Raw genomic sequence first — 22,142 nt, 5'->3', positions numbered from 1 at the left:
GTCCACAGCGCGCTGGCTGTCCACAGGTGGGAGTTCACCGGCCGACGGTCGACGAGCCGTCGCCGTAGCGTCCCGAGCCGTGCCAGACGACCAGGAGACGACGGTACGGCGGCGGCTCGCCCGGCTGTTCGGGTTCACGGATGCCGTCGCTGTTCCGTCGATCCGCGCCGGCCGGCTGGGGGAGTCCGGCCATCGAGCCGGAGAGGCCCAGCCCGGCCCGGATCTCGTCGAGCAGGGCGGCCGGCCGGCGCGGTCCTCCTGGCCGCCCGGCCTTTCCCTGCCCGGGCCGGACGGTGCCGTGCCGATCTTCACCGGCGGGTCCGGCGCGAGCCTCGGGGATGCCCCTTGCCGGGCCGGCACCCGCGACCCACAGCCGCCGGGCGAGCAGGACGCCGGTCCGCCTGCTCGGCGTCGGCCCGGTGCCCGAGGGCGGCTCGGGCGTGGGCCGGACGAGATCGAGCCGGGTTTCGGGCTGCGCCCCGGATTCCCGGAGCGCGACGGCGGGCGGGAGCATCCGTTCGGGGCTGATCCGGCCTCCGACGATTCGGACGCCGACGGCACAGGCGACGCTCCGGGATCCGGGCATGGGCTCGCGTCGCGGCTGCCCGGTCCTGGGGCGTTCGATCCCGGCCGCCGGGGTGTACGCGCGCTCGCGGCGGTGGCCGCAGTGGTGGTCCTGGTGGCCGCCGTCTGGGCGTGGCGCGCGCGTCCCAGCGCCGAGCCCGTAAAGCCCGTCACGGCGTCCTCCGAGGCGCCGGTGAGCGCGGCGACCGAAGCGGCTCCCGGAGCGCCGGTGGCGGTCGGCTCACCCGGTCAGGTGGTCGTCGCGCTCGCCGGCAAGGTCCGGCGTCCCGGCCTGGTCCGCCTGCCGGCCGGCGCGCGGGTGGCCGACGCGATCGAGGCGGCCGGCGGCGCGCTGCCCGGCGTCGACGTGGCGCTGCTCAACCCGGCCCGCAAGGTCACCGACGGGGAGCTGATCCTGGTCGGCGTCACCGCCCCACCCGGGCAGGCCGCGGCCGGTGGTGGTGCACCGGGTGGCTCGGCGGCACCGGCGGGCCCGGTCAACCTGAACACCGCCACGCTGGCCCAGCTCGACGCGCTGCCGGGCGTCGGCCCGGTGCTCGCCCAGCGGATCCTCGACCACCGGGACCGCAACGGCGGGTTCCGGTCCGTGTCCGACCTGCGGCAGGTCGACGGCATCGGCGACGCCCGGTACGAGCAGCTCAAAGAACTGGTGACGGTGTGACCGCCGGACGCGGGCCACGCCCCGCGCCCCTCGACGGTGACGTGGCCGGCCGCGACGTGCCCGACCTGCGGCTGGCCGGGCTGGCGGTGGCGGCCTGGCTCGCCGCGTTGGCCGGGCTGCACCTGAGTGTCCGGTCGAGCGTGTGGGTGGCCGCCGTCGCCGCCGCGCTCGCCCTGCTCACGGGCCTGCACCTGGCCGGCGTGCTCGGCCGGCCGGGCGTGACGGCCAGCCGCTACGGCTGGATCGCGGTCGCCGTACTGCTCGGCGTCCTCTGCGGGGCGGCGGCCACCGGCGCGCGGGTCGCGGTCCGCGACGCCGCCCCGGTCCGCGCGCTCGTCGCCGACAGCGCCCCGGTCACTGCCGAGCTGGTGCTGCGCGACGATCCCCGCCCGGTACGCGGCGCGCCCGGCCGGCAACCGATGCTGTTGGTCCGCGTGGATCTGATCCAGCTCACCGGCCCCGGCGGCGCCCGCGTCACCGGCCCGGTACGCGCCCTGGTGCTCGCCACCGACCCGGCCTGGCGTCCACTGCTTCCCGGCCAGCGTGTCGCCAGCCGGGGGAGGCTGGCCGCCCCGCGCGGCGGTGACCTGACCGCCGCCGTGCTCTCCACCGCCGAACCGCCCACGCTGCGCGGCGACGCGTCGTGGCCGCAACGGGCGGCGGGGGTGCTGCGGGCCGGGCTGCAACGGGCCTGCGAGCCGCTGCCCGACGCGCCGGGCGGGCTGCTGCCGGGTCTGGTGGTGGGCGACACCAGCCGGCTGCTGCCGGAGGTGGAGGAGGACTTCCGGGCCACCGGGATGACGCACCTCAACGCGGTGTCCGGGTCCAACGTGGCGATCGTCGTGGGAGCGGTGCTGCTGCTGGCCCGCTGGGCGCGCGCCGGTCCGCGTACCGCCGCCGTGCTCTGCGTCCTCGCGCTCGTCGGGTTCGTCATCCTGGTGCGGCCATCGCCGAGCGTGGTGCGTGCCGCCGCGATGGGCGCGATCGGGCTCGCCGCGCTCGCCGCCGGGCGGTCCCGGTCGGCACTGCCGGCGCTCGCCGCCGCTGTCACCGGGCTGGTCCTGTACGACCCGGACCTCGCGGGCGACCCGGGTTTCGCGTTGTCGGTCTGCGCCACCGGGGGACTGCTGCTGCTCGCGCCGGGATGGCGGGACGCGTTGCGGCGACGGGGTGTACCGGCCGGGCTGGCGGAGGCGCTCGCGGTGCCGGCCGCTGCGCAACTGGCCTGCGGCCCGGTGATCGCCGGGCTGTCCGCGACGGTGAGCCTGGTGGCGGTGCCGGCGAACCTGCTCGCGGTGCCGGCCGTCGCGCCGGCCACCGTGCTCGGCGTGCTGGCGGCGGTGCTGTCGCCGGTGTGGCCGGGCGGTGCGGAGTTCCTGGCCTGGCTGGCGAGCTGGCCGGCGCGCTGGCTGGTGGCGGTCGCCGCGTACGGGGCGGACCTGCCGGCCGGGAACCTGCCGTGGGCGGGCGGGGTGGCAGGAGCCCTGCTGCTGGCGGCGGTGAGTGTGGCGCTGCTGCTCGCCTTCCGGCGACGCCGGGCGCGGCGGCTGATCGCTGTCGTCGTGGTGGCGGTGGTGCTGGGTGCGGTGCCGATCCGGCTGCTCGCCTCGGGCTGGCCGCCGCGCGGCTGGGTGGTGGTGGCGTGCGCGGTGGGGCAGGGGGACGCGGTGGTGCTGCCGGTCGCCGCCGGCCGGGCCGTCGTGGTCGACGCCGGCCCGGAGCCGTCCGGCGTGGACGCATGCCTGCGCCGCCTTCGCGTACGCGAGGTGCCGCTGCTGGTGGTCAGCCACTTCCACGTCGACCACGTCGGCGGTGTGGCCGGGGTGTTCCGCGGCCGGCGGGTGGGTGCGGTGGTGGGTCCGTCCTGGTCCGAGCCGCCCTTCGGTGTCGCCCAGGTACGCGAGGCGGCCCGCGGGGCCGGTGCGCCGCTGACCCCGGTGCAGGCGGGCTGGCGGTGGTCAGCGGGCGCGGTGGACCTGGTCGCGGTCGGGCCGCCGTACCCGCTGCGGGGCAGCCGGTCGGATCCGAACAACAACTCGCTGGTGCTGGCCGCCACCGTGGGCGGGGTACGGATCCTGCTCACCGGTGACGCCGAGACGGAGGAGCAGCGGGCGATGCTGGAGACCACACCGGCCGCCGCGATCCGGGCCCACGTGCTGAAGGTCGCCCACCACGGGTCCGCGTACCAGGCGCCGGAGTTCCTGGCCGCGGTGCGTCCGGCGGTGGCGCTGGTGAGCGTGGGCGTCGGCAACGACTACGGGCACCCCAACGCCGGGTTGCTGGACCGGCTGACCCGGGCTGGTGCGCGGGTGCTGCGTACCGACACCGACGGGGACGTCGCGGCGGTCCGGGTGGATGCCGGCCTCGCAGTGGTGAAACGCGGCGCCGAGTCGGGACCGCCACGCTGAACCAGGGGAATCTTGTTGCGATAGATGGGGAATCAAGTCAAATGTCTGGATTTGCGCTGTGTGCGGGCTGCGCCGTCACAGTCCCCGATGAGCAGGCCCGGCCGGGTCGGAGGGCGTGCGAGTATGGGCGACGTGACCCCCGCCGACCTGCCTCCTATTGTGCTCGTCCTCGGCGACGAGGAGCTGCTCGCCACGCGAGCGGTCACCGAAGCCGTCGCCCGGGCCCGCGAGGTCGACCCCGACGTGGACGTACGGGAATACCAGGCCGGCACGCTCACCGTCGGCGAGATCGCCGAGATGCTCAGCCCGTCGCTGTTCGGCGGTCGCCGGGTGCTCGTGCTCCGCTCCGGGCAGGACGCCCGCAAGGACCTGTCCACAGCGCTGCTCGCGTACGCGAAGAACCCCGACCCGGACGTGCAGCTCGTGGTGCTGCACCTGGGCGGGGCCAAGGGCAAGGCGTTCGCCGACGGTCTACGGGCTGCGGGCGCCACAGTGGTGCCGGCGGTGAAGCTGAAGGGCGACCGGGAGCGGGCCGCCTTCGTGCGGGACGAGATCCGCCGCATCGGCGGCAAGTGCACGCCCGACGCGGCCGACGCCCTGGTCGCCGCCGTCGGGAACGACATGCGCGAGCTGGCCGCCGCCTGCTCGCAACTGGTCGCCGACACCGACGGGCGGATCGGCGCGGACACCGTCGCCCGCTACTACCGGGGGCGGGCCGAGGTCACCGGCTTCACCGTCGCCGACGCGACGATGGTCGGTGACGTACCAGGTGCGCTGGAGGCGCTGCGATGGGCGCTGCACGTCGGCGTCGACCCGGTGCCGATCGCCGACGCGCTGGCCGACGGCGTACGGACCGTCGCCCGGGTCGCCGCCGCAGGGCGGGGCAGCGCGTTCCAACTGGCGAAGACGCTCGGCATGCCGGCCTGGAAGATCGAGAAGGCCCAGGTACGCGCCCGGGGCTGGACGCCGGAGGGCCTGGTCGAGGCGATGCGGGTGGCGGCCGAGTGCAACGCGGCGGTCAAGGGCGGCGCCGACGACCGGGCGTACGCGCTGGAGCGGGCCGTGTTCTCGGTGGCCGCGGCCCGGCAGGGCGGCGCCCGGTGACCCGAGCGTGGTCGACGGTGGCCACGGACGAGGAGCGGTACCGCCCGCTCTACGCCCGGGTGCTGGGGCTGCGTTTCGTCAACCCGGGTGGGGTGCTCTGCTTCCTGTTCTTCGAGGGCGCGGTGGCGCTGGCCGTCCTGCTCGCGCTCGCCGAACTGGTGAGCTGGTGGGCGGTGCTGGTGCTGCCGATCGCGGTGGCCGCGATGGTCAAGCTCAACGACGTGGTGGCCGAGATGGTCGTCCGCACCGCGGCGCAGGTGCCCGAGCAGGAGCGGGATCGCTTCCGCCGCCAGATGGAGCCGGTGGTCGGCCGGGCCCGGGTGCCCACGAGCGCCCGTGCGTTGCCGGGCGGCGCGACGAGCATCGGGTCGCTGCCGCGCGGCGCGGCGAGTTCCCGTGCGTTGCCCGGCGGCGTGACCGCGGATTCCCGGGGCGTCCGCTACCACCATCCGCAACGCGCGACATTCGACCGCCCGAACGAGCGATAGCCGCAGCCACCGGGGTGCGCTCTCCCGCCGCCTCGCGCTGCGCCCTCCGGAGGTACCGCGGGCGCGCCGCCGGGGCGTGACACTCCAGGTCGGCGTTGTGCCGGCAGTCGCACGGAGATCTTGGACGATTTCGGCCCCTATGGGGGCCATTTCGTACCAAGATCTACGGGGTGATCGCACCGCGGCACGCGCGCGGCGCGGTGCGTGGCGGGCACCGCGGCGCTGCGGGGGAGTGCGGACAGGCGGAAGCCCCGTGGGCTCGTGGCCCCGGGGCTTCCGGTGGAATCTGTAGCGCTGGTCAGGCAGAGAACGAGGCGACGCGCTTGGCGATCGCCGACTTCCGGTTGGCCGCCTGGTTCGAGTGGATGACACCCTTGCTGGCAGCCTTGTCCAGCTTGCGGGTGGCCTCACGCATGAGCACGGTGGCCTTCTCGGTGTCGCCCGCCTCGGCAGCCTCGTGGAACTTCCGGATGGCGGTCTTCAGCGACGACTTGACCGACTTGTTACGCAGCCGGCGCTTCTCGTTCTGCCGGTTGCGCTTGATCTGGGACTTGATGTTCGCCACGCGACAGCCTCGTCTTGATAGCTCGGGTTGGTCTGCTTTCGCGCACGACGAGCATGCGTCATCGCCGCGCGAAAAGCCAGGCTACCAGGTCGGCCCCGGACGAGCCAAAACGCCTCCGGCCGGGGCCCACCCGACCCTCGTCACCAGCATGCCGCCGCACTCATGGACGCCGCCAGGCCGACCGGCGTTCCCAGGCTGGTTGGGCGGCGCGCCAGTTCGGGGAGGTGGCGGGGTCAGAGCCCGTGTGATGCCGCCTTTTCCCCGTGCTGGTGTGGATCAAGGGTGAGGGTCGGTGGACTGATTCGCCAGTTCGGGGAGGTGGCGGGGTCGGGGGCAGTGTGATGTGACCACTTCCCCGTGCTGGTGTGGATCAAGGAGGCGGTGGGATGCGGCCGCCTTGCCGAACCGGGGTGGATCACGGGGAACCGGCGGGGTGGGGCCGGCTCGCGGACCAGGTTGCTTGTTGACATGGCTGTCCCTCGTCAGTCAGGACCAGCCCTGCCGCTCGGCCAGCCAGCCGAGCGCCTGCTCCCCGCTCCACAGCTGGTGGGCGCGCAGGTGCGGGGAGGCGTTCGACGGTCCGGCGGCGGCACCGGTCAGGAAGTACCCGGCCAGTGCGGCGAGCGTCACGTCCAGCGCGTCGGCCGGCGCTCCCGCCGTCGCCGGGTGACCGGCGAACGCGGCGTCCGCGTCCAGGCCGCCGGCGTACGCGGTGAGCAGCAGCCCGGCCAGGTCGAACCAGGCCGGCCCGTGGCAGAGCCAGGGCCAGTCGCACAGCCAGGCGCGGCCGTCGGGGTCGATCAGGAGGTTGTCCACCCGCAGGTCGCCGTGGGCCAGCCCGGGGGCCGCGTCGGCGTACCCGGGCAGCCGCGACTCCAGCGCGACCAGCTCGGCCAGCGGGGCGCCGGCGGCCTGCTCGGGCGGCGGCTCCCGCCCGGCGGCCACCTCGCCCCACCAGAGGATGTCGTCGCGGGCCAGGTCCGCGAGGCGGGGTAGCCGGAGCGCGGCCAGCTCCGCGGGCGGCTCGGCGAGCGCGGCGGCCACTTCGGCGTACGTGGCGAGTGCGGCGTCCAGCTCGGCCGGCGCCCAGGGCAGCGCGGGGGTGTGCCCGTCGATCGCGTCGAGCGCGAGCGCGTACCAGCCGGACTCGGTGAGCGCCCAGCGCGGCCGGGGCACCGGCAGGCCGGCCGGGAGCCGGGCCAGGACCGCCGCCTCGTGGGCGTACCAGTCGACCAGGTGTCGTTGCCCGTGCAGCGCCGCCGCCTTGACGAACACGCTCTCCCCGGCGGGGCCGGTCAGCACGGCGGCGAAGCCGCTGGTGAATCCGCCACCCGTCACCCGTACCGCTGACGGTTCGCCGCCGATCCGGGCGGACAGCGCATCGCGCAGCCCGGCCGGCAGGTCGGCCCAGCCGGGCCGGACGGCTGTCGACCCGTACGGGACGGGCGGTAGGGAGATCGGGCGCACCGCACCATGCTGCCGCACCGGCGGCGCGCGGCGGACCGGCGTGTCGGTGGGCTCTGCCAGACTGCCTGCCATGAGGACCGACGAGTTCTGGCAGTTGATCGACGACGCGCGCGCCGGCGCCGGGGGAGAGCCCGACGCGGTGGCCGCCCGGGCGGTCGCGCTGCTGGCCGAGCGCGACCCGGAGGAGATCGTCGGCTACGCCCACCACCAGCGGCGGGTGCTCGCCGCCTCATACAAGGTCGACCTGTGGGGCGCGGCCTACCTGATCAACGGGGGTGCCTCGGACGACGGCTTCGAATATTTCCGGGGTTGGCTGATGACGCAGGGGCGGGCGGTGTTCGCGCGGGCGGTCGGCGATCCGGACGCGCTGGCCGAGCTGCCGCAGGTCCGGGCCGCGGCGCTCAGCGGCGAGGAGTTCGAGTGCGAGCAGATGCTGGCGGTGCCGTGGGACGCGTACCGGAAGGCCACCGCGTCCGACCTGCCGGCCGAGCGTGACCCGGTTCCGGTGCCCGACCTGAACGACTTCTGGGACTTCGACGACGAGGAGGAGGCCCGCCGCCGCCTGCCGCGGCTGGCCGCACTCTTCGTCGAGCCACCCGTGGAATAGCCGAGCCACCCGTGGAATAGCGGTGGAGTGAAGGGGGAGCCCGGGCGCGCGCCGGGCGACGTGGGACCATGGAGGGGGCCGGCGGCGCGCCGGCCCGCTCACGTCAGCCGACCAGAACGGACCGCTGTGCCACCGACGCTCGATCCCGGCGCGAACGCTCCTGGTGCCACCGACCCGGCGCGCATCCGGAACTTCTGCATCATCGCCCACATCGACCACGGGAAGTCGACCCTGGCCGACCGGATGTTGCAGCTCACCGGTGTGGTCGACCCGCGGCAGATGCGCGCGCAGTACCTGGACCGGATGGACATCGAGCGCGAGCGCGGCATCACCATCAAGAGCCAGGCCGTGCGGATGCCGTGGACGATCCGCGAGGGCGACCGGGCCGGTGAGAGCGCCGTGCTCAACATGATCGACACCCCGGGCCACGTGGACTTCACCTACGAGGTGTCCCGTTCGCTCGCCGCCTGCGAGGGCGCGATCCTGCTCGTCGACGCCGCGCAGGGCATCGAGGCGCAGACGCTCGCCAACCTCTACCTGGCGCTCGAGAACGACCTGCACATCATCCCGGTGCTCAACAAGATCGACCTGCCGGCCGCCCAGCCCGAGAAGTACGCCGAGGAGCTGGCGCACCTGATCGGCGGCGACCCGGCGGACTGCATCAGGGTCTCCGGCAAGACCGGCGAGGGCGTGCCCTACCTGCTGGACGAGATCGTCCGGCAGTTCGTGCCGCCGGTGGGCGAGGCCGAGTCGCCGGCCCGCGCGATGATCTTCGACTCGGTGTACGACGTCTACCGGGGCGTGGTCACGTACGTCCGGGTGATCGACGGCCGGATCTCGGCCCGGGACCGGATCAAGATGATGTCCACCGGCGCGGTCCACGAGCTGCTGGAGATCGGCGTCATCTCGCCGGAGATGGTGAAGGCCGACGCGCTCGGCGTCGGCGAGGTGGGCTACCTGATCACCGGCGTGAAGGACGTGCGCCAGTCCCGGGTCGGTGACACGGTCACCATCAACAACAACCCGGCCAAGGAGGCGCTCGGCGGCTACAAGGATCCGAAGCCGATGGTCTACTCGGGTCTCTATCCGATCGACGGCTCGGACTACCCGAACCTGCGCGAGGCGCTGGACAAGCTCAAGCTCAACGACGCCGCGCTGGTCTACGAGCCGGAGACCTCCGGCGCGCTGGGCTTCGGTTTCCGCTGTGGCTTCCTCGGCCTGCTGCACCTGGAGATCATCCGGGAGCGGCTGGAGCGGGAGTTCAACCTCGACCTGATCTCCACCGCGCCGAACGTGGTCTACCGGGCCATCCAGGAGGACGGCGAGGAGATCGTGGTCACCAACCCGAGCGAGTACCCGACCGGCAAGATCGCCGAGGTGTACGAGCCGACCGTGCGGGCCACGGTGCTGACCCCGAACGACTACGTGGGTGCGGTAATGGAGCTGTGCCAGGGTCGCCGGGGCAGCCTGCTGGGCATGGACTACCTCTCCGCCGACCGGGTGGAGCTGCGGTACACGCTGCCGCTGGCCGAGATCATCTTCGACTTCTTCGACCAGCTCAAGAGCCGCACCAAGGGTTACGCCTCGCTGGACTACGAGCCCTCCGGTGAGCAGGCGTCCGACCTGGTGAAGGTCGACATCCTGCTGCACGGTGAGCCGGTCGACGCGTTCAGCGCGATCGTGCACAAGGACAAGGCGTACACGTACGGCACGACGATCGCGGCGAAGCTGCGCACGCTGATCCCGCGCCAGCAGTTCGAGGTGCCGATCCAGGCGGCCATCGGCAGCCGGGTGATCGCCCGGGAGACCATCCGCGCGATCCGCAAGGACGTGCTCGCCAAGTGCTACGGCGGTGACATCAGCCGGAAGCGCAAGCTGCTGGAGAAGCAGAAGGAGGGCAAGAAGCGGATGAAGATGGTGGGCCGGGTGGAGGTCCCCCAGGAGGCGTTCATCGCGGCGCTGTCGTCCGACTCCGGCGACGGCAAGCCCGCCGGCAAGAAGTAGGTCGCCAGAGCCCACGAACCGGCCGGCGTCCCCTCGCAGGGGCGCCGGCCGTTCGCGTACCCAGGAAATTTTCAGCTGCTGGCAGCGCTCCCACCTGCGGGTTCGTCCCGGCCGGGGGAGCGGCGGTCGTTGCCGCCGGTTTCGGTTTTCGATGCGTCGGGCACTTAGCGGTCACGACAGCAACCGCACAGAACGTGCGAAATCGCTTTAGGAGGACCGACCGTGGAGTTCACCGTCTGGGGCATCATCACCGCGCTCGTCGTGGGTCTGATCGTCGGCGCGCTGGGCCGGCTGGTCGTGCCGGGCCGGCAGAACATGCCGATGTGGCTGCACATGGTGATCGGTGTCGGCGCGGCGCTGCTGGGCACCGTCCTGGCCCGTGCGCTCGGCATCGCCACGCAGACCGCCGGTATCGACTGGGCCGAGCTGGCCGTGCAGGTCGTGCTCGCCGCCATCGGTGTGGCCCTGGTGGCCGGCGTCGGCCGCCGCCGCAGCGTCTCGCGTTACTGATCGACGCATCACGCGCCTCGACGGGCGCCCGGCCCCACGGCCGGGCGCCCGTCGGCGTATTCGGCGCATTGAACCCCGTCGGTGTGCCGGGCCCGCCCGCCGCGCCGGGTTTCGGGGAGAAGCAGCAGGTCAGGGTACGTCTGAACAATTCGTCATCGGAGTCGGTTTGGATTTCCGGACGGTCGGGAACTTAGCGATCACGACAGTAACCACACAAAAACGTGTGACCGGATCTTAAGGAGGAGGGCGACCATGGAGCTCACCGTTTGGGGCATCATCACGGCGCTGGTCGTTGGTCTGATCGTCGGCGCGCTGGGCCGGCTGGTCGTGCCGGGCCGGCAGAACATGCCGATGTGGCTGCACATGCTGATCGGCGTCGGCGCCGCGCTTCTGGGCACGATCGTGGCCCGGGCCTCCGGCTTCGCCGAGACCGCCGGCATCGACTGGCGCGAGCTGATGCTGCAGGTGCTCTTCGCCGCGATCGGCGTGGCCCTGGTGGCCGGTGTCGGTCGTCGCCGCGGCGTCTCGCGCTACTGACCCCGCACTACGCGCCTCGACGGGCGCCCGGCCTCACGGCCGGGCGCCCGTCGCCGTGTGCGGCCCCTTGAACTGCCCGGACGGCATCGATGTCGGCCGGGCCTCCGGCTGCGATACGGTCGCCTGTGCCCTCCGTCACGAACACCCCCTGTTGTAAAGGAAATTTTCCTACTAAGGTGCGGCGGAGAAGGTTAGTGCCAAACGGCCCTGAGGGAGATATGGCGTGAACAGGTGGAAGCGGCTGGCTCCGGTCACCGCCATCGTGGCGTCGGCCGCGTTGGTGCTGACCGCGTGCGGTGGCTCCGGCGACGACGACAAGGCCGCCGACAACAGCAAGCTCACTGTGTGGATGATGGGTGAGGGCGGCGACGCCCAGACCAAGTTCCTCGACAGCGTCGAGGCGGAGTTCAAGAAGAAGCACCCCGAGACCGACGTCGTGGTGCAGTACATCCCCTGGCTCGAGGCGCCGAAGAAGTTCCAGGCCGCGCTCGCCGGCGGGGAGGGTCCGGACGTCACCGAGCTGGGCAACACCGAGACCCAGGGCTGGGCCGCGCAGGAGGCCCTGGCCGACGTCTCGGACAAGTTCAACGGCTGGTCCGAGGGCAAGGACATCCTGCCCGACCTGGTCAAGAACGCCCAGCTCGACGGCAAGCAGTACGGCGTGCCGTGGTACGCCGGCGTGCGCGCCGTCTACTACCGCACCGACTGGTTCGCCGAGGCGGGCGTGAAGACGCCGACGAACTGGGACGAGATGGTCGCCGCCGCGAAGGCCGTGCAGGCCAAGAAGCCCGGCACCTACGGCATCGCCCTGCCCGGCAACTCCGAGCTGCCGTTCTACTCCTTCCTCTGGGGTGCCGGCGGGGAGATCGCCACCAAGGAGGGCGACAGCTGGAAGTCCGGCTACAACACCCCCGAGGCGCAGAAGGCGGTCAAGTTCTGGACCGACCTGGTCACAGTGCACAAGGTCGCCCCGCCGGCCGCCGCCGGCTGGAACGAGGTCGACGCCCGTACCCAGTTCGCCACCGGGAAGGCCGCGATGGCGTTCGCCGGCAGCTGGCAGGGCGGCGCGATGAAGAAGGACAACCCCGACATCGAGAAGGTGTGGGGCACGTTCCCGATCCCCGGCCCGGACGGCAAGGCCGCCCCGGCGTTCGCCGGTGGCTCCGACATCGCCATCTGGAAGGACAGCGAGCGGCAGGCGCTGGCCTGGGACTACATGACCGTGCTGCTGAGCAAGCAGAAGGACAAGGAGTTCGCCAGCAGCCTCGGCTTCTTCCCGGTCTACCAGGACCTGGTCAGCAGCGGCGACTACGCCAACGACAAGGTGATGGCCGCGTTCGCGACCGCCATCCAGAACACCAAGCTGACCCCGCTCACCCCGAAGTGGGTCGAGGTCAGCCGGACCAAGACGGTGACCCAGGCGATGAACAGCTCGGTCATCAAGGGCCAGAAGACGGTCGAGAAGGCTACCGCCGACGCGGCCACCGAGATGGAAAGCATTCTCAACGCCAAGTGACCACGCTGACCGAGGCCACCGGCGAGGCCGCCGCGCGGGAGACCCCCGCGCGGCGGCGCCGTCGCCGGGTGGACCACCTTCCGTACCTGCTCCTCCTGCCCTGCCTGGCGATCATCGCCGTGCTGCTGCTCTGGCCGCTCGGCCAGGTCGTTTGGATGTCCTTCCACAAGCTGGACAGCGTCCGGCAGTTGCGCGGCGACCGCGAGTGGCCGTGGGTCGGCCTGGCCAACTACGCGCAGATCCTCGGCGACCCGTTCTTCCGTACGGTGCTGCGCAACACGGTGCTGTTCGCGCTCGCCAACGTGGCGCTCACGATGATCCTCGGCACCCTGGTCGGGCTGCTGCTCAACCGCCTGGGCAAGGGGATGGCCACGTTCGTGGCGAGCTGCGTGATGCTCGCCTGGGCCACTCCGGCGCTGACCGGCACGATCGTCTGGAAGTGGATCTTCGACGACACGAGCGGCCTGGTCACGTGGCTGTTCAACAAGCTCCCGGACGGGCTGTCCACGGCCCTGTTCGGGCGCAGCGACTGGACCGGGTACGGCTGGTTCAACGACCCGCTGCTGTTCTTCGCCATCCTGACGCTCGTGGTGGTCTGGCACTCGTTCCCGTTCATCGCGGTGAGCGTGCTGGCCGGGCTCAAGAGCGTGCCGACGGAGTTGCAGGAGGCGGCCCGGGTCGACGGCGCCGGGCCGTGGAAGGTGTTCTGGTCGGTGACGTTCCCGGTCCTGCGGCCGGTCTTCGGCATCCTCGTGGTGCTCTCCACGATCTGGGACTTCAAGGTCTTCACCCAGCAGTTCGTGCTGGCCGGCGGCACCCAGGACCGGTCCACGTTCATGCTGTCGATCTACTCGTACGCGGAGGCGTTCTCGCCGCCGCCGAAGTACGGCCTCGGCTCCGCCATCGCGGTCATCCTCACCGTGATCCTGCTCGTGGTGACCGCCCTGTACGTCCGCATGGTGCTGCGGCAGGAGGACGAATGATGAAGAAGATCGCCCTCAACGGCGCGGGCCTGCTGGTCGCGCTCTTCGCCGCGTTCCCGGTCTACTGGATGGTGGCGACGTCGCTGAAGCCCAACCGGGAGATCTTCTCGTCCACGCCCCGGCCGGTGCCGGCGGAGCCGACGCTGGAGCACTACCGGGAGATCCTCACCGGCAACCTGATCCCGGGCGTCACGTTCGCCGACTTCTTCCTCAACAGCGCGCTCGTCGCGCTGGCGACGGTGCTGCTGAGCGGGCTGGTCGCGCTGCTCGCCGCGACAGCCGTGGCCCGGTTCCGGTTCAAGCTGCGCACCACGTTCCTGATCATGCTGCTGGTGGTGCAGATGATCCCGCTGGAGGCGCTGGTCATCCCGCTGTTCCTGATGATCCAGCGGCTCGGCCTCTACAACACGCTGCCCAGCCTGATCCTCACGTACCTCGGCTTCTCGCTGCCGTTCGCGGTCTGGATGCTGCGTGGCTTCGTCGCCGCGGTGCCGAAGGAACTGGAGGAGGCCGCCGCCATCGACGGCGCCAGCCGGGCCCAGACGTTCCGCAAGGTGCTGTTCCCGCTCGTCGCGCCCGGCCTGGTCGCCACCAGCATCTTCTCGTTCATCACCGCGTGGAACGAGCTGATCTTCGCGTTGACCTTCATCAACGACCAGCAGAAGTACACGCTGCCGGTGGCGATGACGTTCTTCTTCGGCCGGGACGACACCGCCTGGGGCTCGGTGATGGCCGCGTCCACGCTGTTCACCCTGCCGGTGATCGTCTTCTTCCTGCTGGTGCAGCGCCGGATGGTCTCCGGGCTGGTCGCCGGAGCCGTGAAGGGCTGAGGGCCGCGGCCGGTCAGGCCGCGGCGAACACCTCGGCCCGCACCTCGGTGGCCGGGTCGCCCTTCACCCGGGCCCAGGAGCCCTGCTCGGCGGTCCACTCCAGGTTGCCGAAGCGGACCTTCTTCACGCCGTGGTCGTCGGCGTGCGAGACCAGCCAGTGCGCGTACCGCCAGCCGTTGCGGTCGCCGCCGGCCGGCAGGGTGAGCGCGGTCAGGTCGGTCGCCGTGGGCAGCCGGGGCAGCCCCCAGTCCAGCGACAGACTCTCCAGCACGGCGCTGGCGGCGGCCGGGCCGCGCATCGTCGGCGGCGAGGAGACAGTGCAGGCCACCGCGCCGGTCGCGTGGCCGAGCAGCGCGCGGGTCAGGACCTCCGACTCGTCCGCCCACTTCTCGTACGCCTCGGGGAACGCCGACCGCTGCACCCGCTGGGCGGCGTCGGTGACCCGCATCCGCTCCCAGCCCTTGACCTTCTTCAGCGCGGCGTAGAACTTGTTCGCCGCGTACCGCGGGTCCTGGACCTGCTCCGGTGTGCCCCAGCCCTGGCTCGGGCGCTGCTGGAACAGGCCGAGCGAGTCGCGGTCACCGTGGGCGATGTTGCGCAGGTGCGACTCCTGGTACGCGGTCGCCAACGCCACCACCACCGCCCGCTCGGGCATCCGGCGCTGCATCCCGATGGCCGCGATGGTGGCCGCGTTCGCCATCTGGTCGGCGCCGAGCACCACCTCGCCGTCCGCCTTCACGGTGCAGGTCCGGCTGGACAGGGGGAGCCGCAGGTGCTCGCCGAACTGCTTGGTCACGACATAGACCGCGAGCAGTGCCAGCACGCACACCGCCACCCCAGATGCCACGATCGCCGCTCGCGTCCGCACCCGCACCCCCTGTCCCGACAGTCCGACAAGCGTACGTCCCACCCGCACCGGCGCGTCTCGGCCGACCGGCGGGCCCCACCTCGGCCGCAATGGCTCCCGCGGGGCCCGCCGCGCACCTCAGTCTCCGGCGGGCACCCAGGCGGCGGGACGCTTCTCCCGGAACGCCATGACGCCCTCGCGTCCCTCGTCGGAGAGGAAGTACCCGGTCGACAGCGCGGCCAACTCGGCGATCTCGGCCCGCAGGTCGGTCCCGGCGGGCCGGCGCAGCAGCTCCTTCGCCCCGGCCAGCGCCCCCGGCGCGCCCTTCACCAGCGAGTCGCAGTAGCGCCCGACGGCGGCGTCCAACTCGTCGGCCGGCACCGCGGCGGTGACCAGGCCGATCTCGGCGGCGCGGCGGCCGTCGAACGTGTCGCCGGTCAGGTACAGCTCGGCGGCGGCCCGCTGGCCCAGCCGCGGCAGCACGGTCGCCGAGATCACCGCCGGAATCACGCCGATCCGCACCTCGGTGAACGCGAACGTCGCCTCCTGCGCGCAGACCGCCAGGTCGGCGGCGGCGATCAGGCCCAGCCCACCGGCCCGGGCCGGCCCGGCGACCTTCGCCACCACCGGCTTCGGGCACTCCCGCACCGCCACCAGCACGTCGCCGAGCATCCCGGCGGGCACCGTGCCGCTGGCGTACGCGGCGGCGGTCTCCTTCAGGTCGGCGCCGGAGCAGAAGACCGGGCCGGTGTGGTCGAGCACGATCGCGCGTACCGCGTCGTCGGCGACCGCGTCGGCCAGCCCGGCCAGCAGCTGGGTCATCAGGGGCGTGGAGAGCGCGTTGCGGTTGTGCGGGCTGTCCAGGGTGAGGGTGGTCACCCCACGGGCCGTGGCGACTCGCACGAGAGCGTCCGGAGAGGTCATGCCGGGCACACTAGTGGCCATGCCCGGCGTCCTTCCAGAAGGCGAACCCGTCCCGCGCGACGGATCGCTGCCCGCCACCGCCCGCCGCGACGTCGGCGCGCGCGGTTTCGGCGTGTACGTCCACGTGCCGTTCTGTGCCAGCCGGTGCGGTTACTGCGACTTCAACACGTACACCGCCGCCGAGCTGGGCGGCGGGGCGAGCCGGGAGACGTACGCCGACTCGGTGCTCGCCGAGCTGGAGCTGGCCGCCCGGGTGCTGGGCGACTCGCCGCCGCCCCGGGTCGACACCGTCTTCGTCGGCGGCGGCACGCCCACCCTGCTGCCCGCCGACGACCTGGCCCGGATCCTCGACGGCATCGACCGGGTCTGGGGGCTGGCCGCCGACGCCGAGGTGACAACCGAGGCCAACCCCGAGTCGGTGAGCCCGGAGTCGCTCAAGACGCTGCGGGCGGCCGGCTACACCCGGATCTCGCTCGGCATGCAGTCCGCCGCTCCCGGGGTGCTCGCGGTGCTGGACCGGCGGCACAGCGCGGGCCGGGCCACCGCCGCCGCGCTGGAGGCGCGCGACGCGGGATTCGAGCACGTGAACCTGGACCTGATCTACGGCACGCCGGGCGAGACGGCCGACGACTTCGCCGCCTCGCTGGCCCAGGTGGTCGACGCGGGCGTGGACCACGTCAGCGCGTACGCCCTGATCGTGGAGGACGGCACCCGGCTGGCCGCGCGGATGCGACGCGGCGAGTTGCCGTACCCCTCCGACGACGTGGCAGCGGACCGCTACCTGGCCGCGGAGGCCGCGCTCGGCGAGGCCGGATTCTCCTGGTACGAGGTGTCGAACTGGGCCCGCTCGGCGGCGGCGGCGTGCCGGCACAACCTGCTCTACTGGACCGGCGCCGACTGGTGGGGCCTGGGCCCGGGGGCGCACAGCCACGTCGGCGGCGTGCGCTGGTGGAACGTCAAGCACCCGAGCGCGTACGCGGCGCGGCTGGCCGAGGGCGCCTCGCCCGCGCTGGCCCGGGAGCGGCTCACTCCGGACGAGCAGCACATGGAGGACGTGATGCTGCGGGTACGGCTCGCCGCCGGCCTGCCGCTGGACGTGCTGGACGAACCCGGCCGGGCGGGCGCCGAGCGGGCCCGGGACGCCGGGCTGCTCGACGCCGGGGCGTACGCGCGAGGGCTCGTGGTGCTGACGCTGCGGGGCCGGCTGCTGGCCGACGCGGTGGTACGCGACCTGCTGCCGTGACCGGCACCGGCCGGCCGCCCCCTCGGCCGGCCGGCGGTGTCACTTGATGAAGTTGTAGGTCATCGGGTAGCGGTAGAGCACACCCTCGTTGGCCTTGACCCCGCCGATGATGCCGAAGATCAGCGGCACCAGCCAGACCAGCATCGGGACGAAGAACAGGATCCCGCAGGTGATGACCGTGATCACCCAGGCGAGCACGCTGGCGATGGTCCAGGTGATCTGGAAGTTCAGCGCCGAGACCGCGTGGGCGCGGACCGTCGGGGACTGCTGACCCCGGGCCATCATCGCGATCAGCGGGGCAACCCAGCCGAGCAGACCGCCACCGACGATGACACCGGCGGCGCCGCCGAAGTGCGCCACCAGGGCCCACGTCTTCTCGTCGTTGTTGGCGTAGGAGGCCGGGCCGTACCCGCCACCGGCGGGGTAGCCGGGCGTGCCACCCGGCGGGGGGTAGCCGCCCGGCGGGGGGTAGCCGCCCGGCGGGGGGTAGCCGCCCGGCGGGGGGTAGCCGCCGCCCGGGGGCGGGTAGCCGCCCGGGGGCGGATAGTCACCGGGCGGGGGATAGCCGCCGGCGCCCGGCGCCCCGGACAGTGGAGCGGTGGGCGGTTCGCTGCCCGGCGACGAGCCGTAGGGCGCCGACGGGTCGGGCTGGGGGCCGGAGTCCCCTGCCCCTGGAGGGCGAGGAGGTTCTGTCATGGTCGCCACGGTAGGGGCACCGGTCAACTCGCACCAGAGCGACACAGACCGACGATGACCGGCTGTTCGGCCCTGGTGGGCGGCGCTGTGTGGTGGGCCGCACCGCAGGTCCGTCAGGCGATCATCGCGTCGGCGGGGGTGCCGACGTAGACTGGCACTCGCTACAGTCGAGTGCCAGCCGCCCGGCGGATGCCGCGTGCCGGCCCGGCCGAGGTGCGTCAGGAGGTGGGGAATGGGTCTCGACGACCGCAAACTCGCCGTGCTGCGCGCGATCGTCGAGGACTACGTCGCCACGCAGGAACCGGTCGGCAGCAAGGCCCTGGTCGAGCGGCACCAGCTCGGCGTCTCGCCCGCCACCGTGCGCAACGACATGGCGGTGCTGGAGGAGGAGGGCTACATCCGGCAGCCGCACACCAGCGCCGGCCGGGTGCCCACCGACCGCGGCTACCGCCTCTTCGTCGACCGGCTGTCCCGGGTCAAGCCGCTCAGCCCGGCCGAGCGCCGGGCGATCGAGCGCTTCCTGGTGGGCGCTGTCGACCTGGACGACGTGGTGCACCGTACGGTCCGGCTGCTCGCCCAGCTCACCCGTCAGGTGGCGGTGGTGCAGTACCCGAGCCTGGCCCGGTCCAAGGTGCGCCACCTGGAGCTGGTGCCGATCTCCACCACCCGGCTGATGGTCGTCATGATCGCCGACACCGGCCGGGTCGAGCAGCGGCTGGTCGAGCTGCCCGCCCCGGTGCCCGCCGACGACGTGACCGACCTGCGCCGGCTGGTGAACGAGAAGCTGGTCGGCAGCCAGCTCGCCGAGACGCCGCCGCTGGTGCAGGCGCTCGTCGACGAGTCCGCGCCGCACCTGCGCCCGGCCATGACCACGCTGTCCACCGTGCTGCTGGAGACGCTGGTCGAGCGGCACGAGGAACGCCTCGCGCTGGCCGGCCAGGCCAACCTCACCCGGGGCGGCCTGCTCGACTTCCAGGGTTCGCTGCGCCCCATCCTGGAGGCGCTCGAAGAAGAAGTAGTGCTGCTCAAGCTGATCGGCGAGACCGAGCCGAGCACCACCCGGGTGCTCATCGGCGACGAGAACGAATTCGACAACCTGCGGGCCGCCTCGGTGGTCAGCACCGGGTACGGACCGGGCAGCACGATCGTCGGTGGACTCGGCGTGCTCGGGCCGACCCGGATGGACTACCCCGGCAATATCGCCATGGTGAGGGCCGTGGCACGCTACGTGGGCGAACTGCTGGCCCAGAACTGACCAGTCAGGGCCGACGGCCGGTTCCGGCCGACGACCGGAGCGACGCGAGACGAACATGAGGACACCTAACGCAGTGGCCAGGGACTACTACGGCATTCTCGGCGTGAGCCGGGACGCCTCCGACGACGAGATCAAGCGCGCCTACCGCAAGCTGGCGCGGCAGTTCCACCCGGACGTCAATCCGGACCCGGAGGCCCAGGAGAAGTTCAAGGACATCAACGCCGCGTACGAGGTCCTCTCGGACGACCGGAAGCGGCAGATCGTCGACCTGGGCGGCGACCCGCTCGCCCCGGGCGGCGGTGGCATGGGCGGCCCGGGCGGTCCCGGCGGCGCCGGCCCGTTCGTCGGCTTCCAGGACATCATGGACGCGTTCTTCGGCGGTGCCGCGGGCGGCAGCCGTGGGCCGCGGCCGCGTACCCGCCCCGGCGCGGACGCGATCCTGCGCCTGGAACTGGACCTCAACGAGACCGCGTTCGGCGTCGAGGCGCCGATCACCGTCGACACCGCGGTGCTCTGCACCACCTGCTCCGGCGCCGGCACCGCCGCCGGCACCCACCTGGCCACCTGCGAGGCGTGCGGCGGCCGGGGCGAGGTGCAGTCGGTGCAGCGGACCTTCCTCGGTCAGGTGGTCTCCGCCCGGCCGTGCACCGTCTGCCAGGGCTACGGCACCACCATCCCGCACCCCTGCCCGACCTGCGCCGGTGACGGCCGGGTACGCACCCGCCGCTCGCTGACCGTCAAGATCCCGGCCGGGGTCGAGGACGGCATGCGGATCCGCCTGGCCCAGCAGGGCGAGGTCGGCCCCGGTGGCGGCACCGCCGGTGACCTCTACGTCGAGATCCACGAGCGGCCGCACGACGTCTACTCCCGCAAGGGCGACGACCTGCACTGCCGGGTCACGGTGCCGATGACCGCCGCCGCGCTCGGCACCCGGCTGACCATCAAGACGCTGGACAGCGAGGAGACGGTCGACGTCAAGCCCGGCACCCAGCCCGGCAGCACACTGCGGTTGCGCGCCCGGGGCGTACCGCACCTGCGCGGCACCGGCCGGGGTGACCTCTACGTGCACCTGGACGTGCGTACCCCGACCAAGCTCGACGCCGACCAGGAGCGGATGCTGCGCGACTTCGCCAAGACCCGCGGCGAGGAGGTCGCCGAGCTGACCAAGCAGGGCGGCTTCTTCTCCCGGATGCGCGACGCCTTCAACGGGCACGCCTGAGGTGTCCGCGCCGCTGTTCCTGGTCGAGGCGCTGCCCACCGGTGACACGCTGACGCTGGACGGCCCGGAGGGCCACCACGCGGCCACCGTGCAGCGGCTGCGTGTCGGCGAGGAACTGGTGCTCGCCGACGGCCGGGGCGGCACCGCCGCCGCGGTGGTCACCGCCGTCGGCCGCGGCACGCTCGACCTGCGGGTCACGAGCCGGGGGTACGCGGACGCGCCGGTACCCCGGCTCGTCGTGGTGCAGGGCATCGCCAAGGGCGACCGGGGTGAACTCGCCGTGCAGGCGATGACCGAGGTCGGGGTGGACGAGATCGTGCCCTGGGCGGCGTCCCGCTCGGTGGCGCAGTGGCGCGGCGAGCGGGGCGAACGGGCCCGGCAGAAGTGGGTCGCGACCGCCCGCGAGGCGGCCAAGCAGGCCCGCCGCCCGTGGCTGCCGGTGGTGGCCGGCGCGCCGGACGAGTCCACCGCCTCGGTGGCCCGCCGGATCGCCGGCGCGGCCGGCGCGTTCGTGCTGCACGAGGGCGCGCAGGACCGGCTGACCACAGTCGACCTTCCGGCCGCCGGCGAGATCGTGCTGGTGGTCGGCCCGGAGGGCGGCATCGCCGACCACGAGCTGGCCGCGTTCGCCGAGGCGGGCGCCCGCACGGTCCGCCTGGGCCCGTCGGTCCTGCGTACGTCCACGGCAGGCGTGGCAGCCCTGACAGTCCTGGCCACCCGCCTGACCCACTGGTAACCCCCGCGCCCGCCCCTCTTTTCGGTGCGCGCTGATCTTGCAGTTTCGGCCCGCGCGGCGCCCCTTTTGCGGCGTTTGCCTGGGCCGAGAGTGCAAGATCGCGGGGGTCAGGGGCGAGGGTGGGGGTCAGGAGCGGAGGTAGGAGGCGCCGTTCAGGTCGATGATGGTGCCCGACGCCCACTCGGCCTCGGGGCCGGCCAGCCAGTACACCGCCGCGGCGATCTCCTCCGGCCGGGCCACCCGGTGGAACGGAGACTGGGCGCGTACCGCCTCGCCCCGCTCGCTCTTCAGATGCTCGTTCGTCATGTCGGTCTCGACGAAGCCGGGCGCCACGCAGGCCACAGCGATGCCGTACGGCGCCAGGGCCACCGCCAGCGACTGGGCCATCGCGTTCATCCCGGCCTTGCTGGCCCCGTACGCCGGGTTGGCCGGCTCGCCCCGGAACGCGCCCCGGGACGAGACGTTCACGATCCGGCCCCCGCGGTCGCGCATGTGCTGCGCGGCGCACCAGGCCGCGTTCGCGGCGCCGACCAGGTTGGTGTCGAGCACCTCCCGCCACCGCGCCCGCCACTGTTCGTAGCTGCTCTCGAAGACCGGGTGCGGTGGATCGGCCGGCCCGAACACCCCGGCGTTGTTCACGAGTACGTCGAGCCCGCCGAGCCGCTGGGCCGCCTCGTCCACCACGGCGCGTACCGCGTCGGGGTCGGCCAGATCGGCGCGTACCACCACGTGCCCGTCACCGGGCAGTTCGGCGCGCAGCCGCTCGGCCAGCTCGGCCGAGTCCCGGTGGTGGATCGCCACCCGGTCCCCACCGGCGGCGAACGCCCGCGCCACCGCCCGCCCGATGCCCCGCGAGGCCCCCGTCACCAGCACCGCCCGTCCCGACATGGCGGCCATCCTGCCGCATCCTGCCGGTCCGCCCGGCGGTGCCCCCGCCACGCTTGCGGCGGCGTCCTT

At 73.0% G+C, this 22,142-nt stretch carries 22 protein-coding genes; 15 read left to right on the top strand and 7 right to left on the bottom strand.

Features of this window, described 5'->3' with window-relative positions; translation table 11 throughout:
- Positions 1 to 34 precede the first annotated feature (34 nt).
- On the bottom strand, positions 35 to 514 hold the full coding sequence (locus tag IRY44_RS23375) for a hypothetical protein (protein WP_194802403.1): 480 nt from the start codon (positions 512 to 514) through the stop codon (positions 35 to 37).
- Here IRY44_RS23375 and IRY44_RS23370 point away from each other — a divergent pair.
- From IRY44_RS23370 to IRY44_RS23355, 4 genes are all read left to right on the top strand, one after another.
- Positions 455 to 1,246 carry a ComEA family DNA-binding protein gene (locus tag IRY44_RS23370; protein ID WP_194802399.1) on the top strand — a complete coding sequence of 264 codons (792 nt, stop codon included), beginning with the start codon at positions 455 to 457 and terminating at the stop codon, positions 1,244 to 1,246. The genes IRY44_RS23375 and IRY44_RS23370 overlap by 60 nt on opposite strands.
- Entirely contained in the window at positions 1,243 to 3,654 is a 2,412-nt protein-coding gene (locus IRY44_RS23365) for a ComEC/Rec2 family competence protein (protein ID WP_370584994.1), read from the top strand. The genes IRY44_RS23370 and IRY44_RS23365 overlap by 4 nt, the downstream gene beginning before the upstream one ends.
- A gap of 123 nt (positions 3,655 to 3,777) precedes the next feature.
- The gene (gene holA / locus IRY44_RS23360; protein ID WP_013287990.1) at positions 3,778 to 4,758 is read left to right on the top strand and encodes a DNA polymerase III subunit delta; all 981 of its coding nucleotides are present in this window, start codon (positions 3,778 to 3,780) and stop codon (positions 4,756 to 4,758) included.
- Complete coding sequence (locus tag IRY44_RS23355) at positions 4,755 to 5,246, top strand: hypothetical protein (RefSeq protein WP_194802360.1); 492 nt, start codon at positions 4,755 to 4,757, stop codon at positions 5,244 to 5,246. Before holA ends, IRY44_RS23355 begins: the two co-directional genes overlap by 4 nt.
- Before the next feature lie 298 nt (positions 5,247 to 5,544).
- On the opposite strand, the gene rpsT is transcribed toward IRY44_RS23355, so the two are convergent.
- Together rpsT and IRY44_RS23345 are read right to left on the bottom strand one after the other, a co-directional pair.
- Positions 5,545 to 5,811, bottom strand: coding sequence for a 30S ribosomal protein S20 (gene rpsT / locus IRY44_RS23350; RefSeq protein ID WP_013287988.1), 267 nt, complete (start codon positions 5,809 to 5,811; stop codon positions 5,545 to 5,547).
- Between the two features lie 486 nt (positions 5,812 to 6,297).
- A complete protein-coding gene (locus IRY44_RS23345) occupies positions 6,298 to 7,350 on the bottom strand; it encodes a phosphotransferase family protein (protein ID WP_194802359.1) in 1,053 nt (350 codons plus the stop codon).
- Here IRY44_RS23345 and IRY44_RS23340 point away from each other — a divergent pair.
- From IRY44_RS23340 to IRY44_RS23310, 7 genes are all read left to right on the top strand, one after another.
- Positions 7,349 to 7,885: a DUF4240 domain-containing protein gene (locus IRY44_RS23340; RefSeq protein ID WP_135241591.1), complete on the top strand. Its 537-nt coding sequence runs from the start codon at positions 7,349 to 7,351 to the stop codon at positions 7,883 to 7,885. The genes IRY44_RS23345 and IRY44_RS23340 overlap by 2 nt on opposite strands.
- 126 nt (positions 7,886 to 8,011) lie before the next feature.
- Positions 8,012 to 9,889 (top strand): translation elongation factor 4, encoded by a 1,878-nt coding sequence (lepA, locus tag IRY44_RS23335; protein WP_194802358.1) that lies wholly within the window; start codon positions 8,012 to 8,014, stop codon positions 9,887 to 9,889.
- Positions 9,890 to 10,111: 222 nt separating this feature from the next.
- Positions 10,112 to 10,399, top strand: coding sequence for a GlsB/YeaQ/YmgE family stress response membrane protein (locus IRY44_RS23330; protein WP_116507974.1), 288 nt, complete (start codon positions 10,112 to 10,114; stop codon positions 10,397 to 10,399).
- Between the two features lie 252 nt (positions 10,400 to 10,651).
- A complete protein-coding gene (locus tag IRY44_RS23325) occupies positions 10,652 to 10,936 on the top strand; it encodes a GlsB/YeaQ/YmgE family stress response membrane protein (protein ID WP_030503112.1) in 285 nt (94 codons plus the stop codon).
- Positions 10,937 to 11,159: 223 nt separating this feature from the next.
- Positions 11,160 to 12,452 carry a sugar ABC transporter substrate-binding protein gene (locus tag IRY44_RS23320; protein WP_194802357.1) on the top strand — a complete coding sequence of 431 codons (1,293 nt, stop codon included), beginning with the start codon at positions 11,160 to 11,162 and terminating at the stop codon, positions 12,450 to 12,452.
- Positions 12,449 to 13,435: a carbohydrate ABC transporter permease gene (locus tag IRY44_RS23315; protein WP_194802356.1), complete on the top strand. Its 987-nt coding sequence runs from the start codon at positions 12,449 to 12,451 to the stop codon at positions 13,433 to 13,435. Before IRY44_RS23320 ends, IRY44_RS23315 begins: the two co-directional genes overlap by 4 nt.
- Complete coding sequence (locus tag IRY44_RS23310) at positions 13,432 to 14,265, top strand: carbohydrate ABC transporter permease (protein WP_013287980.1); 834 nt, start codon at positions 13,432 to 13,434, stop codon at positions 14,263 to 14,265. Before IRY44_RS23315 ends, IRY44_RS23310 begins: the two co-directional genes overlap by 4 nt.
- 13 nt (positions 14,266 to 14,278) lie before the next feature.
- Here the strand turns inward: IRY44_RS23310 and IRY44_RS23305 are convergent, their stop codons facing one another.
- Both IRY44_RS23305 and IRY44_RS23300 read right to left on the bottom strand, forming a co-directional pair.
- Positions 14,279 to 15,139 carry a hypothetical protein gene (locus tag IRY44_RS23305; RefSeq protein WP_194802355.1) on the bottom strand — a complete coding sequence of 287 codons (861 nt, stop codon included), beginning with the start codon at positions 15,137 to 15,139 and terminating at the stop codon, positions 14,279 to 14,281.
- Between the two features lie 111 nt (positions 15,140 to 15,250).
- Positions 15,251 to 16,036 (bottom strand): enoyl-CoA hydratase-related protein, encoded by a 786-nt coding sequence (locus IRY44_RS23300; RefSeq protein ID WP_135241587.1) that lies wholly within the window; start codon positions 16,034 to 16,036, stop codon positions 15,251 to 15,253.
- A 19-nt stretch (positions 16,037 to 16,055) separates the two neighbouring features.
- On the opposite strand from IRY44_RS23300, the gene hemW reads away from it, so the two are divergent.
- A complete protein-coding gene (hemW, locus tag IRY44_RS23295; RefSeq protein WP_194802354.1) occupies positions 16,056 to 17,279 on the top strand; it encodes a radical SAM family heme chaperone HemW in 1,224 nt (407 codons plus the stop codon).
- Positions 17,280 to 17,318: 39 nt separating this feature from the next.
- On the opposite strand, the gene IRY44_RS31185 is transcribed toward hemW, so the two are convergent.
- Positions 17,319 to 17,975 carry a DUF4870 domain-containing protein gene (locus IRY44_RS31185; RefSeq protein ID WP_194802353.1) on the bottom strand — a complete coding sequence of 219 codons (657 nt, stop codon included), beginning with the start codon at positions 17,973 to 17,975 and terminating at the stop codon, positions 17,319 to 17,321.
- A 232-nt stretch (positions 17,976 to 18,207) separates the two neighbouring features.
- Between IRY44_RS31185 and hrcA the strand changes: the two genes are divergently transcribed.
- The 3 genes from hrcA to IRY44_RS23275 all read left to right on the top strand — a co-directional run bounded on the left by hrcA (position 18,208) and on the right by IRY44_RS23275 (position 21,185).
- Positions 18,208 to 19,230, top strand: a complete 1,023-nt coding sequence (hrcA, locus tag IRY44_RS23285; protein WP_135241584.1) for a heat-inducible transcriptional repressor HrcA — start codon at positions 18,208 to 18,210, stop codon at positions 19,228 to 19,230.
- 73 nt (positions 19,231 to 19,303) lie between these two features.
- Positions 19,304 to 20,449: a molecular chaperone DnaJ gene (gene dnaJ, locus IRY44_RS23280; protein ID WP_175438744.1), complete on the top strand. Its 1,146-nt coding sequence runs from the start codon at positions 19,304 to 19,306 to the stop codon at positions 20,447 to 20,449.
- 1 nt (position 20,450) lies between these two features.
- Positions 20,451 to 21,185 carry a 16S rRNA (uracil(1498)-N(3))-methyltransferase gene (locus IRY44_RS23275; protein ID WP_194802352.1) on the top strand — a complete coding sequence of 245 codons (735 nt, stop codon included), beginning with the start codon at positions 20,451 to 20,453 and terminating at the stop codon, positions 21,183 to 21,185.
- A 126-nt stretch (positions 21,186 to 21,311) separates the two neighbouring features.
- Here the strand turns inward: IRY44_RS23275 and IRY44_RS23270 are convergent, their stop codons facing one another.
- Positions 21,312 to 22,073, bottom strand: a complete 762-nt coding sequence (locus IRY44_RS23270; RefSeq protein WP_194802351.1) for an SDR family NAD(P)-dependent oxidoreductase — start codon at positions 22,071 to 22,073, stop codon at positions 21,312 to 21,314.
- Positions 22,074 to 22,142 lie beyond the last annotated feature (69 nt).

Source organism: Micromonospora sp. ANENR4 (genome assembly GCF_015354395.1).
Lineage (GTDB): Bacteria > Actinomycetota > Actinomycetes > Mycobacteriales > Micromonosporaceae > Micromonospora > Micromonospora aurantiaca.
Note: the sequence above shows the minus strand (reverse complement) of the source record. Positions and strands in the feature narration are given on the sequence as shown.

Bases quoted from the DNA above. Each gene is read 5' to 3' on its own strand.
- IRY44_RS23375 (WP_194802403.1), bottom strand. From the start codon at position 514: ATGCTCCCGCCCGCCGTCGCGCTCCGGGAATCCGGGGCGCAGCCCGAA.
- holA (WP_013287990.1), top strand. From the start codon at position 3,778: ATGGGCGACGTGACCCCCGCCGACCTGCCTCCTATTGTGCTCGTCCTC.
- IRY44_RS23340 (WP_135241591.1), top strand. From the start codon at position 7,349: ATGAGGACCGACGAGTTCTGGCAGTTGATCGACGACGCGCGCGCCGGC.
- IRY44_RS23345 (WP_194802359.1), bottom strand. From the start codon at position 7,350: ATGGCAGGCAGTCTGGCAGAGCCCACCGACACGCCGGTCCGCCGCGCG.
- IRY44_RS23325 (WP_030503112.1), top strand. From the start codon at position 10,652: ATGGAGCTCACCGTTTGGGGCATCATCACGGCGCTGGTCGTTGGTCTG.
- IRY44_RS23310 (WP_013287980.1), top strand. From the start codon at position 13,432: ATGATGAAGAAGATCGCCCTCAACGGCGCGGGCCTGCTGGTCGCGCTC.
- IRY44_RS23300 (WP_135241587.1), bottom strand. From the start codon at position 16,036: ATGACCTCTCCGGACGCTCTCGTGCGAGTCGCCACGGCCCGTGGGGTG.
- hemW (WP_194802354.1), top strand. From the start codon at position 16,056: ATGCCCGGCGTCCTTCCAGAAGGCGAACCCGTCCCGCGCGACGGATCG.
- IRY44_RS31185 (WP_194802353.1), bottom strand. From the start codon at position 17,975: ATGACAGAACCTCCTCGCCCTCCAGGGGCAGGGGACTCCGGCCCCCAG.
- hrcA (WP_135241584.1), top strand. From the start codon at position 18,208: ATGGGTCTCGACGACCGCAAACTCGCCGTGCTGCGCGCGATCGTCGAG.
- IRY44_RS23270 (WP_194802351.1), bottom strand. From the start codon at position 22,073: ATGTCGGGACGGGCGGTGCTGGTGACGGGGGCCTCGCGGGGCATCGGG.